At 55.9% G+C, this 12,056-nt stretch carries 9 protein-coding genes; 8 read left to right on the top strand and 1 reads right to left on the bottom strand.

Translation table 11 applies throughout. The features are described from left to right. The first annotated feature begins 31 nt into the window (after positions 1 to 31). From IB237_RS16960 to IB237_RS16950, 3 genes are read left to right on the top strand one after another with little or no spacing between them, the layout of a single operon-like run. Positions 32 to 631: a dual specificity protein phosphatase gene (locus IB237_RS16960; protein WP_192489853.1), complete on the top strand. Its 600-nt coding sequence runs from the start codon at positions 32 to 34 to the stop codon at positions 629 to 631. Positions 632 to 633: 2 nt separating this feature from the next. After that, a complete protein-coding gene (locus IB237_RS16955; protein WP_192489852.1) occupies positions 634 to 2,319 on the top strand; it encodes a metallophosphoesterase in 1,686 nt (561 codons plus the stop codon). Between the two features lie 21 nt (positions 2,320 to 2,340). Further along, complete coding sequence (locus IB237_RS16950) at positions 2,341 to 3,984, top strand: Na/Pi cotransporter family protein (protein WP_192489851.1); 1,644 nt, start codon at positions 2,341 to 2,343, stop codon at positions 3,982 to 3,984. A gap of 14 nt (positions 3,985 to 3,998) precedes the next feature. On the opposite strand, the gene IB237_RS16945 is transcribed toward IB237_RS16950, so the two are convergent. Next, positions 3,999 to 4,985, bottom strand: coding sequence for a LacI family DNA-binding transcriptional regulator (locus IB237_RS16945; protein WP_192489850.1), 987 nt, complete (start codon positions 4,983 to 4,985; stop codon positions 3,999 to 4,001). 548 nt (positions 4,986 to 5,533) lie between these two features. Between IB237_RS16945 and IB237_RS16940 the strand changes: the two genes are divergently transcribed. Genes IB237_RS16940 through IB237_RS16920 form a run of 5 tightly spaced genes read left to right on the top strand, consistent with a single transcriptional unit; the run spans position 5,534 to position 12,027 of the window. Continuing rightward, positions 5,534 to 7,387 (top strand): iron ABC transporter permease, encoded by a 1,854-nt coding sequence (locus IB237_RS16940; RefSeq protein WP_192489931.1) that lies wholly within the window; start codon positions 5,534 to 5,536, stop codon positions 7,385 to 7,387. Then, positions 7,387 to 8,520: an ABC transporter ATP-binding protein gene (locus tag IB237_RS16935; RefSeq protein ID WP_192489849.1), complete on the top strand. Its 1,134-nt coding sequence runs from the start codon at positions 7,387 to 7,389 to the stop codon at positions 8,518 to 8,520. Before IB237_RS16940 ends, IB237_RS16935 begins: the two co-directional genes overlap by 1 nt. 41 nt (positions 8,521 to 8,561) lie before the next feature. Further along, on the top strand, positions 8,562 to 9,689 hold the full coding sequence (locus IB237_RS16930; protein WP_192489848.1) for an ABC transporter substrate-binding protein: 1,128 nt from the start codon (positions 8,562 to 8,564) through the stop codon (positions 9,687 to 9,689). Between the two features lie 23 nt (positions 9,690 to 9,712). After that, positions 9,713 to 10,852, top strand: coding sequence for an ABC transporter substrate-binding protein (locus IB237_RS16925; protein WP_192489847.1), 1,140 nt, complete (start codon positions 9,713 to 9,715; stop codon positions 10,850 to 10,852). Positions 10,853 to 10,902: 50 nt separating this feature from the next. Beyond that, on the top strand, positions 10,903 to 12,027 hold the full coding sequence (locus tag IB237_RS16920; protein WP_192489846.1) for an ABC transporter substrate-binding protein: 1,125 nt from the start codon (positions 10,903 to 10,905) through the stop codon (positions 12,025 to 12,027). Positions 12,028 to 12,056 lie beyond the last annotated feature (29 nt).

Genomic DNA, 12,056 nt, shown 5'->3' with positions numbered 1-12,056 from the left:
CGGCGCAAGCGCCGGTTTGGAGGAATGGATTATGGACGGACCGGTTTATGCCAGACCCGCAATCAGCAAGATTGCCGAAGGTCTCGGGCCGCACAATGCCACGCTTTATATCGGTGGTAGTGATGGCGCGCGCGATATTGGTCTGCTGCGTCGCCACGGCATTACCACGGTTGTCAATTGCGCCGTCAATCTGGACATCAATCTGGTGCGGGGCGCCGACGAGGACGGTGATCTTCTCGCCACAGGTTACGGCGATATCCGTTATTACAAACTTGGCCTGATCGACGGGGAGGGAAGCCCGGATACGATGATGCTGGGTGCCTACTACATTCTGGATGGGGCTCTGCGCCAGACCATGCCGAAACGGGCGACTTATCCGTTCCCCGATGGCGGCAATGTACTCGTCAATTGCCGTAGTGGTCGTAGCCGGTCGGTGTCTCTGGTGGCGCTGTTTCTCCATAAACAACAGCCTGAACTTTATCCGACGCTTGATGATGCCGTTGCAGCCATCCGTGAGCGCCGCGAATTGCGTCCGGACGAATGGTTTGAAACCCCGAAGCCGAGCCTTTATGAAGCGGCGCGCCGCGCATCCGACTGGATTGATCTCGTCGAAGGCCGAAAGAAGGCTTGATCATGGGTGCAAGACATTTTTCGCCGGTCGCTGTTATCGCAGACGCACATTTTCATGATACGTCGGCAGATTTTGGATTTACCGGTATCAATGTGGATGGCCAGCAACTGACCATGCGAAGCTGGTCAGATACACGCCAATCGACCCGCGTTTTTAACGAAAGCGCTGACGCGCTCCGCGCTGCCCTCGATCAGGTGGCTGCCCGCAACATCCGGCATGTTGTGCTGCTTGGCGATTATACCGATGATGGCCAGCGTGCCACAACGGAAACGTTGCGCGGTTTGCTACAGGACCATACCCATACCCATGGCACCGCCTTTTACGCCCTGCCGGGCAACCACGACATTTTTGGTCCACAAGGTCGCCATCATCAAAAGGAATTCTTAGGGGAGACGGGGCACAGCCTGTCGATAACAAGCAATCCGGCCGTGATTGATGACGGTGTGGCATTCAGCGATGCCATGTATTGTGAAGGATATCCGTCGGGTCTGAACCCGATGGCGGCATTCGGTTATTTTCGTCGTCCGGAATATCTGCACTGGGAGACGCCATTCGGCACAAGCGATGCTGCTGAGGACCGGGTTTATACCGCGACCTCGCCTGATGGTAGCAATGTCTATCGCTTGATGGACGCGTCCTATCTTGTTGAACCGGAGCCGGGCCTTTGGTTGTTGATGATCGACGCCAATGTATTTGAGCCGCTGGACGGTCAGTTCGAGCGCGGCGAAGAGGCTGCCTTTACCGACAGCACGTCTGGCGGCTGGAATGCGATGCTCAGGTCCAAACGCTTCATTCTGAGTTGGATTGCAGACGTCAGCCAACGGGCAAAGCAGCAGGGCAAGACGCTTCTGGCGTTCTCGCATTATCCGGTGCTCGATCCGTTTGACGGAGCCTCCGGTGCCGAGGCGGTATTATTTGGCGAAACCAATGTTGTACGGCGCACGCCTGTAAAGGCTGTCGAGGATGCATTGATCGCCGCGGGCGTCACGGTTCATTTCAGTGGCCATCTGCATGTGGAAGGTGTGACGAGACGAGGAGCCTCCGGTCCGAACCTGACCAATGTTGCGGTCCCGTCACTGGTGGCTTTTCCGCCAGCCTTCAAGATTGTACATGCCTCGATGACCGAGATTGCGGTCGAAACCGTTGAAATGTCAGACTTGCCCGTGAACGACCTCATATCGCAAGGATATGGTCGAGAGTCCGATATCCGCGGCGAACAGCGTGATCCGGCCTTTACCGCCGGTCACTATGGCGACTTCCTGCGGCAGCACAAACGCGCTTTGGTGCGGCATCGTTATTTCGTCAAGGAATGGCCTGCAGAGATCGTTGCGGCAATCGGCAACAGGCCCGTGCCGGACGTGGTCTCCTCACTTGTTGTGATGGATGAGACCATACCTGTTCGGTTTGATGGTTTGGCTGACCTGCCGATGTTTGAATTGATTGCAGATTGGTACTGTCTGCGACAGGGCGCGTCGCTTGCCTTGTCGCATATCGAGCCGGAAAGGTTGATGCTCTACCGTTCGCTGGCCTTGAGGTTCGGGCGGGCTCCCGGAGTTCATGACGGCTCTCTCTCGAGTTTCCTTGGGATATTCTTCGGGGCTCTCGGGCTTTTTCTTGATCGTGCCGAAGGAGGAGCGCAGAATCTTGTTCTGTCGATGCCGACGGTTGGCGACGTCGTGCCGGCATAATTGTCGATATGAGGTGAGTGCATGGAATCGGCCATCGTAAGCATCAACCTGTTTGGCGCAGTCGCTCTGCTGCTCTTTGGTCTGCGTCAGATCAAGGACGGCATGTCTAGAGCGCTGGGTGCAAAGTTGCGGACCGGCCTTGCTGCCGGCACGCGAAGCGGCCCTCGATCATTTGCTGCAGGTTTCCTTGCAACCGTTGCGCTGCAAAGCTCGACAGCCACCGCCCTGATGGTCGCATCCTTCGTTGAGAAGGACATGATCGTGCCAGCAATGGCGCAGATCGTGATGCTTGGTGCGAACATAGGAACAGCGACCACGGCGTGGATCGTTGCCTTGGGGCTCGGTTGGTTGTCGCCGCTGCTGATCCTGGCTGGTGTCGTGTTGATGCGCATGACCTCGTCAGCCAAGCAGGGCGCTGGCACGGCACTCGTGGGTGTCGGTCTGATGCTGTTGTCGCTGCATTTGCTGTCTGCGGCCACCGACCCGCTGCGTCAGTCGCCAGTGCTCAATCTTTTCATCACCATGCTGGGTAATGCCTGGCCGGTTGCGTTGATGTTTTCAGCAGGTCTTGCTGTGCTGGCGTCGTCCAGCCTCGCGGTCGTTATTCTGATCCTGTCATTGGCTGCGAGCGGCAGTATCGATTCCAGTCTGGTGATTGTGCTGGTGCTTGGCGCCAATCTCGGCGGTGCCGTCCCGCCAGTTCTGGCGACCATGAAGGCATCGATTGCCGCAAGGCGCGTGACGATTGGCAACCTCATCATTCGCGCCATTGGTTGCGCGGTTGCCATGCCACTTGCCGGTTATGGTGCCGCGATTTTGGAACTTCCCTATTTTTCGCACCAGCAGCTCGCAGTTGATGCGCATCTTCTGTTCAACATTGCCGTGGCGCTGATTGCCTGGCCATTGTCACCGTTCATTTTACGACTGACGACGGCCATCCTGCCGGACAAAAAAACCGGCGATGATCATCGCAGCTTCCTTGATAGCCATGATCTCGACCAGCCGGTTGCAGCTCTTGCCGGTGCCAGCCGCGAAGTGATGCTGGTTGGCGATCTGGTTGAGCGTATGTTGCGTCAGGCCGCAGAAGCAATGCGCCGTAACGACCTTTCGCAACTGAGTGAAATCAGTGCCCTTGAAGGGCGCGTCGACCGAATTCAGCATGAAATCAAGGTGTTCGTGTCGCGGGTTGGGCAGGGGCAGTTGAGCGATGAGGATTATCGCCGTTCAATGGATATCGTTGAATATGCAATCAATCTTGAGCATATCGGCGACATCATCGAAAAGGGCATCCGGCCGGAAATTGCCAAGAAGGTTAGCCTTGGTTTGACATTCTCTGAAGACGGCCAGCAGGAATTGCTGCGCCTGTTCACCATCACGCTCGACAATTTGCGCATGGCACAGACGGTTTTTTCGACGAAAAATTCTGAACTGGCGCGCCGTCTGGTTGAAGTGAAGGAAGATGTACGTCGACTGGAAAAGCAGTCATCCGCCCGCCATTTGCAGCGCCTGCGGGACGGCAGAGCCGACAGTATCCAGACGAGTTCTCTGCATCTCGATTTGTTGCGAGACCTCAAGCGCATCAACGCGCATGTCGTGGCGGTGGCGCTTCCCATTCTCGATGATAGCGGCCTGCTTAACGAAAGCCGCATCCGGCAAGTCAATTAAGGCATGAAAGCCAGTTAACGGGCGGTTGTCCGCTCTACCATGCTGACCGGTACGACCTGCAATCTGGTTTCAGGCTCGTCGCTGTCGAGCGCGGTCAGAACCTTTTCAGTCAGCGCATCAAAGGACTGGGCGATGGTGGTGAGCTGATAACTTTTCCAGCCGGCCTGGGGGATGTCGTCAAAACCGACAACCGAAAGATCCTGCGGTACGCGACGCTTCATTTCCAATCGGGCAGCGTCGAGAAAACCGAGCGCCAGCAGGTCGGTGACGCAGAATGCGCCATCTATATCTTTGTCTTTCAGCAATTCACAACCGGCCTGATAACCGCTGTCATAACTGGTTGGACCGTTAGACCAACTGACAACTTCAATGCCTTCGCTGTCCATACGTTTGGTAAAAGCCTTGGCGCGGCGAAGCTGTGCCGGGGTCTGGCTGCCACTAGTGACGACGGCGACCTTTTTGCATTTCGCAGCCCGCAGCCGCATTGCCGCCAGATCGGCGCCGTGTGAATCGTCACTGAGAACGATATTGGTGTCGGTGCGGTCCATGCTCTGGTTGATCAGGATAAGACGCACGCCGTTGGCAATACATTCATCCACGATCGAGGCCGGTGGTTCACCGGACAGTACAACGATTGCCTGCGCACGGAACTCAAAAAGCAGTTCGATCAGCGGTGCGATATCTTTGCGTGCATCCGCGGCGTTCAAAAGAAGGCACTGTGAACCGCGACGCAAAAGCGCAAGGCTTAAAGCATCGAGTTGTTTGGAAATGAACGGCGAACTGAGATTGGCACCGACCACACCAATGAGATTGGAGCGATCATTGTTCAAACCCTGCGCCAGACGATTGACGCGGTAGCCAAGATCTTGCGCCGCTTTCAGAACCTTCTTGCGTACCGCTTTCGACACGCTGCCGCCCGGGGTGAATGTTCGTGATACGGCCGAGCGAGATACGCCAGCCCGTTTTGCCACTTCTTCCGCCGTTACAAAGCCTCGGGCCATGCATTCCCCCTGATATTTTTCACTTCATCACAGGCCACAAAGTTGGGATTTTTCCAATCCCCAAAATGTCGAAACACGCGTTTGTGGTGCGAGAATTTCTCGCAACGCGCAGTCCGGCACGTCCATTGTGACGTCTCTGTTCAACCCTGTCACAGACACGCTTGATGTCATTTTTATCTGACAGGCTTTCTCTCTGATCACGTGTGCAATAAATATCCAAAATATACATAAAATAATCAAACAAAATCAATAAATTATAATATTGATCACGTGTGCAATTTTATGATTGACAAAACCTTCATGAGGATTGATCATCCAACCATAGTCGAAGGTAGCGGGGCTCAAAATCCATGCCTTGGATATGCAGGAGCGCCCCTGATCGGGCGTTTACCAAGGCTGGCGGGTCGGGAGTCCCGTCGGGAGGATTGAATACATTGCTGATGCCCACAGTGCCCAAAATCGTCTTGACGCGATTTGGGCGGAGGGATTTTTGCGCGCTTTTCATCGGGTAACGCATGACATCGCAATGGAAGGCCTGGGGAGGAATGATGGCTCTTCTAAGTGACACAAACAAAGCCGATGCGGTGAAGCAACGCGCCATAGGCGCACCTTCAGCGTGGCAGGCTTGGCGCTATCGGCTGAAGATCGCGCTGCGAGAGCCGACGACATTGATCGGCGTTTTGACCGCCTTGCTGTTCACCTATCTCATTGTCGTGCCGATCATATCGATCGTGCTGGATTCTGTGCGGGTGCAGTTCGGTCATGAGCGTCGGCTCGGCAAGGATGTCGGCGATCTCACGATGTATTATCTCGACCGGGCGTTTTTTTCGCCGGTCGCAACGGACCTGTTCTGGCGGCCGCTTGCCAACACGCTGACAGTGGCGCTAGGCGCAATTTCCCTGTCGTTGGTGATTGGCACCGTGCTGGCCTGGCTGATCAGCCGCACCGATATGTTTGGCCGGCGCTGGTTCGCGACTGCGCTGATCGTGCCTTACATGCTGCCTGCATGGACATTTGCGCTGGCCTGGACAACTCTGTTCAAAAACCGCACGGTTGGTGGCCAGCCGGGCTGGTTTGAGGCCATGGGCCTGACCCCGCCAGACTGGGTTGCCTATGGGCGTTTTCCAATTACCATCATTCTGGCGCTTCATTACACGCCATTTGTGATCTTGTTGTTTGGCTCTGCCTTGCGCCGGTTTGACTCGCAGCTTGAAGACTCGGCCCGTATTCTCGGTGCGCGTCGTTATCAGGTTGCCATCCAGATCATCATGCCGCTGATGCGCCCGGCGCTTTTGTCATCGATGGTGCTGATTTTTGCAAAGTGCCTTGGCGAGTTTGGTGTGCCCTACGTTCTGGGTCTGCCTGTGAAGTTCGAAGTGCTGTCAACGTCGTTGTTCCGCAGCATCGCCTCGCGCCAGACGGGCGTTGCCGGTGTGGTTGCAGCTTCGATCATGCTAATCGGTATCATAACGCTGATGATCGATGCACGGCTGGTGCGTGAAGCACGTCGTTTCGTGACAATCGGTTCCAAGGGATCAATGAACCGCCAGAACCGCCTCGGCAAACTTCGCCTTCCGGCAACCGGTTTTGCTGCGGCCGTCTTTATCTTGAGCGTTGGCATGCCGCTGCTCACGTTGGTTCTGTCGACAATTATGAAGGTGCCTGCGCGTTTCACCTTCGACAACTTCACCCTCGATTACTGGATCGGCACCAACCTGCATACCGTTGCGCTGCAAACAGGCGTGCTGTTGAGCCCTGATCTGTGGGCAGCTGCCAAAAACACCATGATGATCGTTGGTTTCGCATCACTGACTTCAGGTGTTCTTGGTCTGCTGGTCGGTTACGTGGTTATCCGTACACCAGTGCGCAGCCTTTCGGTCTATTTGCGTCAGGTAACCTTCCTGCCGTACCTGGTGCCGGGCATTGCCTTCGCGGCAGCATATCTGTCGCTGTTTGCGGTACCGCGTGGTCCCATGCCTGCGCTTTATGGCACTGTGACCATCCTGATACTGGCGCTGATTGCCGATCAGATGCCTTATGCGTCGCGTGCCGGTATTTCCGCCATGACGCAGCTGGGCAAGGATCCGGAAGAGGCGGCACAGGTTGCTGGTGCCGGCTGGTTCCGCCGCATGATCTCCATCGTGATCCCGATCCAGAAGGGTTCACTGGTCACCGGCGTGCTGCTGCCTTTCATTTCGGGCATCAAGGGCCTCAGCCTCTTCGTGATCCTGGCGGTACCGAGCACTGATGTTCTGACCACCTTTTCCCTGCGACTGGTCGACTACCATTACACACAGGCAGCCAATGCCGTGGTGCTGATCATTGCCGCAATTGCCTATTTCGGCACGCTGTTGGCCCAGAAGCTGACACGCACAAATCTTGCAGAAGGACTTGGAAGCTAATGCCTACAATCAACCTGCGCGGCGCGCAGAAAAACTATGGTGTGAACTCCGCAAACGCGGTTGCCGATCTTGATCTGGAAATCCGCGACGGCGAATTCATGTGCCTGCTCGGTCCTTCTGGCTGCGGCAAGACCACGACCCTTCGCATGATTGCGGGGCTGGAAAACCTGTCGGGCGGCGAGATCAGGGTCGGCGAACGGGTGGTCGACTCCGTACAGCAGGGTGTCTTTGTACCACCGGAAAAGCGTGAAATGGGTCTGGTGTTCCAGAGCTATGCGCTGTGGCCGCACCTGACGATCGAGCGCAATACCGATTTTGGTCTGAGACTGCGCAACTTGCCGAAGGCCGAACGCGAAGCGCGGGTAGAGCGTGTCATGCAGGCTCTCGATATTGCCAAGTATCGTGATCGTTATCCGTCGCAGCTGTCCGGTGGTCAGCAGCAACGTGTTGCGTTGGCCCGTATGCTGGCGGTCAATCCGGGCGTGCTTTTGCTCGATGAGCCATTGTCCAACCTTGATGCGCGCCTGCGTCTTGAAATGCGTGCCGAGCTGAAACGCCTGCACAACGAATTCAAGACGACGATTGTTTTCGTGACCCATGACCAGTGGGAAGCGATGACACTGGCAACGACGATTGCTGTGATGAACGAAGGCACATTGCAGCAGATGGGTACACCAAACGATATCTATGATCGTCCGGCAAACCGTTTCGTTGCCGAATTCGTTGGCAGTCCGCCAATTAATATTCTCACCTTCGGCAAACCGGGCGTGTCTGACATTGCCGACAAGGCCGAAGCCTATTTCGCGAAGAATTACCCGAAACTGCGGGGTATCGGTTCGGTTGGTATCCGACCGGAAGCGCTGGAATACACCTTAAAACAGAAGTCTGTGCCGGAAAACAATTTCGGTGTGGAGATGACCGTTACTGGCGTACTGCCAACCGGTGGCAGCTGGATCCTCGAATTGAAGAGCCAGAACCACACGCTGTTTTTGACGACGCATGCCCTGCCACGGATCGACAGCGGCGAGCGGGTATTTGTGCACGCGCCGCCGGAAGCCTTGCATGTCTTCAACGGGGATGGGCGTCGGGTCAACGAGGCAGACACGTTGCTGCGGAAGAATAGTTACAACTGAAATTCACTGATCATTGGGGCGCTTGCTGGAGGAGAAGCAGTATGAAGCGTGACGTGAAGGGATGCATGGGCCGGTTTTTGTTAACGGCCGCGGTTTTGACAACGCTGGGGGGCGTGGTGAAGGCGGAGGAGCCTTTTAACCTCGATGCCTTGGTTGAGGCCGCAAAAAAAGAAAAGCCGATCACTGTCTATGACAGCACTGGCAAGATTGTCGAAATGGCTGCAAACTTTGCCAAAAAATACGGACTTTCCGCCGAGGGTTCGAAGGTCAAGGCAACCGCACAGCTTGAGATGATCATTCGTGAGGCGCGCGCCAACAATATTCAGGGCGACGTGTCGATCATCAGCGATGCTCCAGCCGCCATGGCGCAGCTGATACCTCAAGGATTTGCGGAGAGCTGGCTGCCACCGGATCTCGCAGACAAGATCCCGGCAGAATACCAGTCGCCGTTGACCGTGGTGAACAGCGCCAATGTATGGGCCTACAACACTGAACTGTTCGACAAATGCCCTGTCACCAACATCTGGGAACTGACCGAGCCAAAGTGGAAGGGCAAGGTCGCCATGCAGGACCCGCTCGGCAAGGCGTCCTATGTCGACTGGTTCAACCAGATGGCCAAACACGGCGATGACAAGGTCGCAGCCGCTTATAAGGAGTTCTACGGCAAGGACCTGGAAAAGGGCGACGAAACGGCAACCGCAGCGTGGATCAAGGCGCTCGCAGCAAATGCTCCGCTTCTGACCGATGCCGATGCGGCGGCTGCAGATGCGGTGGGTGCACCGGGCCAGTCTGAGCCATTCATGGGGCTGATCAGCTCTGCCAAGTTCCGCGACAACGCCGACAAGGACATGAAACTTGGCCTCTGCAAGGATTTGAAACCCTGGCTCGGCTGGCTTTATCCTGGCGTCGGTCTGATCACCAAGGGCACGGACAGTCCGAACGCCGCCAAGCTCTTCATGCATTACGTGATGACTGCTGAAGGCATCGCGCCGCAGGCAATCGACGGAAAGATGTCCACCAACCGTGACGTCAGCCTGCCTTCGGACGAGCCGTCCGGCATTGGTGCGGTTCTTGATCAGGTGCTGCCGTACAGCATGGCAAGCGCTCTCGAAGATTGGGATGCGCGCGAGGACTGGCAGGACTTCTGGCGGATGAATTACCGAAAATGAATGGCGGATGTGGAGTTGATATCATGACCCAAACCAAACGAACCAAGCTTGATCGGCGCAAATCGACTGTTTCTGCAGTTGCCCTAATTTTCGCGGCAGCTCTCAGTGGCGCGGCCCATGCTGAAGATGCCTTTAATCTCGATGCGCTGATCGATGCGGCTAAAAAGGAACCACCGATCACCGTTTATGCCGTCACCGGCAAAATCGTTGATACCGCGAAGTCTTTCACCGAAAAGTATGGTGTTCAGGCCAGCGGTAAAAAGGTGAACGAAGCAACGCAGATCGAACTGATGATCCGCGAGCACCAGGCCGGTAATATCGTTGGTGACGTCAGTGTCGCCACCGATGTAGCCTCCGCCATGGGCGAGTTGCTGCCGCAGGGTATCGTCAGCAGCTGGGCGCCACCGGATTTGACGAACGACATTTCCGAAAAGCTGCGTGATCCGCTCGTTGTCGTTTCCGACCCGCATGTGTGGACCTACAACACCGAAAAATACGACAAGTGCCCGGTCAGCAATATCTGGCAACTGACGGAACCGCAGTGGAAGGGCAAGCTTGCTATGCTCGACCTCTTCGACAAGCCGCTTTATGCCGATTGGTTCAACCAGATTGAGACCCATCACGATGAGGATGTCGCCAAGGCCTATGAAGCGCTTTACGGCAAACCGCTTGATACGACCAATCAGACGGCGACGGCGTCCTGGGTGAAGGCATTTGCGGAAAATGCGCCGCTATTGTCGGATTCTTCGACCGTGGCAGAAGCTGCCGGGGCGCCGGGACAGGCCGAACCTTTCTTCGTGATCACGTCCACGGCAAAATACCGTGACAATGAATCCAAGGGCCTGAAGCTTGGTCTTTGCACTGGCGTACAGCCCTTCACCGGCTTTCTGTATCCAGGCTTTGGCCTGATTGCAGGCCAGACGAAGAGCCCGAATGCCGCAAAACTCTTCGTTCGCTACCTGATGACTGAAGAAGGCATCGCTCCGCAAATCGCCGACGGCAAGGTATCGGGCAACTCGAAGATTGGCCTGCCAGCAGATGAGCCATCGGGTATCGCCAAGCATCTCGACGAACTGATGGCGTTTGATGCGAGCACTGCCGCTGAGGACCTGGACAAGCGTGAAAGCTGGCAGGATTTCTGGCGGGTCAACTACAAAAAATGAAGCACGGGGCAGGCGGGAGGCCTGCCCTATTTTCCTTGGGAGGGGAAGTCATGCGCAGTGGAAAGCATATCATGCGGGTGCTGTTGGCCACCAGCCTTTTGGCCGGGGTCTCAGCGGGATCTTCGCGGGCCGAAGAAGCCTTTGATCTCGATGCCCTGGTTGCTGCGGCCAAGCAGGAAAAACCGATCAACATCTACGACAGTACAGGCAAGATCGTCGAGATGGCCGAGAACTTCAGCAACAAATACGGGCTGAAAGTGACCGGCATGAAGGTTTCTGCCAACAGCCAGCTCGAAATGATCATTCGTGAAAGCCAGTCCAGCAATGTGCAGGGCGATGTGGTGCTGATCACCGACGCACCGGCTGCCCTTGCGCAGCTTTTGCCGGAAGGTTTTGTCGAGAATTATCTGCCCGGCGATATGGCGTCAAAAATTCCTAAGGAGTTTCAGGACCCATTGGCCATTTCGACCAATGCCAACGTCTGGGCCTATAATACCGAAGCTTACGACAAGTGCCCGGTCAGCAATATCTGGGAACTGACGGAGACCAAGTGGAAAGGCAAGGTTGCTCTGGTCGATCCGCTTACCAAGGGCACCTATACCGATTGGTTCAACCAGCTTGAAACACACGGCAACGACAAGGTTGCAGCTGCCTACAAGGCACATTTTGGCAAGGATCTGGAAACGTCTGAGAAAAGTGCCGCTGCCGCATGGATCAAGGCACTGGCACAAAATGCGCCACTTGCGACAGATGGTGACGACCCGGTGGCTGAAGCCGTCGGCGCCGCTGGCCAGAAAGAACCATTCATTGGGCTGCTAAGCTCCGCCAAGTTCCGCGATAATGGAGACAAGGGTTATAAGCTCGGCGTGTGTGCCGACCTCGATCCCTGGGTGGGCTGGACCTACATCAAGCTTGGTCTCATTGCCTCCAAAACGAAAAGTCCCAACACCGCAAAACTTTTTGTCCATTACATTCTGACGGAAGAAGGCATTACACCGCAGATGAAGGACGGGAAAATGCCGACCAATACCGACATCAAGGTGCCGGATGATGAGCCATCGGGTCTTGCAAAGGTCGCCGATAAGCTTCTCGGCTATCGTTCGGCAACCGGCCTCGACGACTTTGATCGTCGTGAAGAGTGGCAGGACTTCTGGCGGGTCAATTACAAGAAATAACATGGCCCGGCGCGGTTTTGGCCGCGCCG

This window comes from Agrobacterium sp. AGB01 (genome assembly GCF_014851585.1).
GTDB lineage: Bacteria > Pseudomonadota > Alphaproteobacteria > Rhizobiales > Rhizobiaceae > Agrobacterium.
This window is presented reverse-complemented; position numbering and strand designations above follow the sequence as displayed.

What these genes read in the sequence shown, in the direction of transcription:
- IB237_RS16925 (WP_192489847.1), top strand. Translation starts at nt 9,713, where the DNA reads ATGACCCAAACCAAACGAACCAAGCTTGATCGGCGCAAATCGACTGTT.
- IB237_RS16940 (WP_192489931.1), top strand. Translation starts at nt 5,534, where the DNA reads ATGGCTCTTCTAAGTGACACAAACAAAGCCGATGCGGTGAAGCAACGC.
- IB237_RS16950 (WP_192489851.1), top strand. Translation starts at nt 2,341, where the DNA reads ATGGAATCGGCCATCGTAAGCATCAACCTGTTTGGCGCAGTCGCTCTG.
- IB237_RS16960 (WP_192489853.1), top strand. Translation starts at nt 32, where the DNA reads ATGGACGGACCGGTTTATGCCAGACCCGCAATCAGCAAGATTGCCGAA.
- IB237_RS16945 (WP_192489850.1), bottom strand. Translation starts at nt 4,985, where the DNA reads ATGGCCCGAGGCTTTGTAACGGCGGAAGAAGTGGCAAAACGGGCTGGC.
- IB237_RS16935 (WP_192489849.1), top strand. Translation starts at nt 7,387, where the DNA reads ATGCCTACAATCAACCTGCGCGGCGCGCAGAAAAACTATGGTGTGAAC.
- IB237_RS16920 (WP_192489846.1), top strand. Translation starts at nt 10,903, where the DNA reads ATGCGCAGTGGAAAGCATATCATGCGGGTGCTGTTGGCCACCAGCCTT.
- IB237_RS16955 (WP_192489852.1), top strand. Translation starts at nt 634, where the DNA reads ATGGGTGCAAGACATTTTTCGCCGGTCGCTGTTATCGCAGACGCACAT.
- IB237_RS16930 (WP_192489848.1), top strand. Translation starts at nt 8,562, where the DNA reads ATGAAGCGTGACGTGAAGGGATGCATGGGCCGGTTTTTGTTAACGGCC.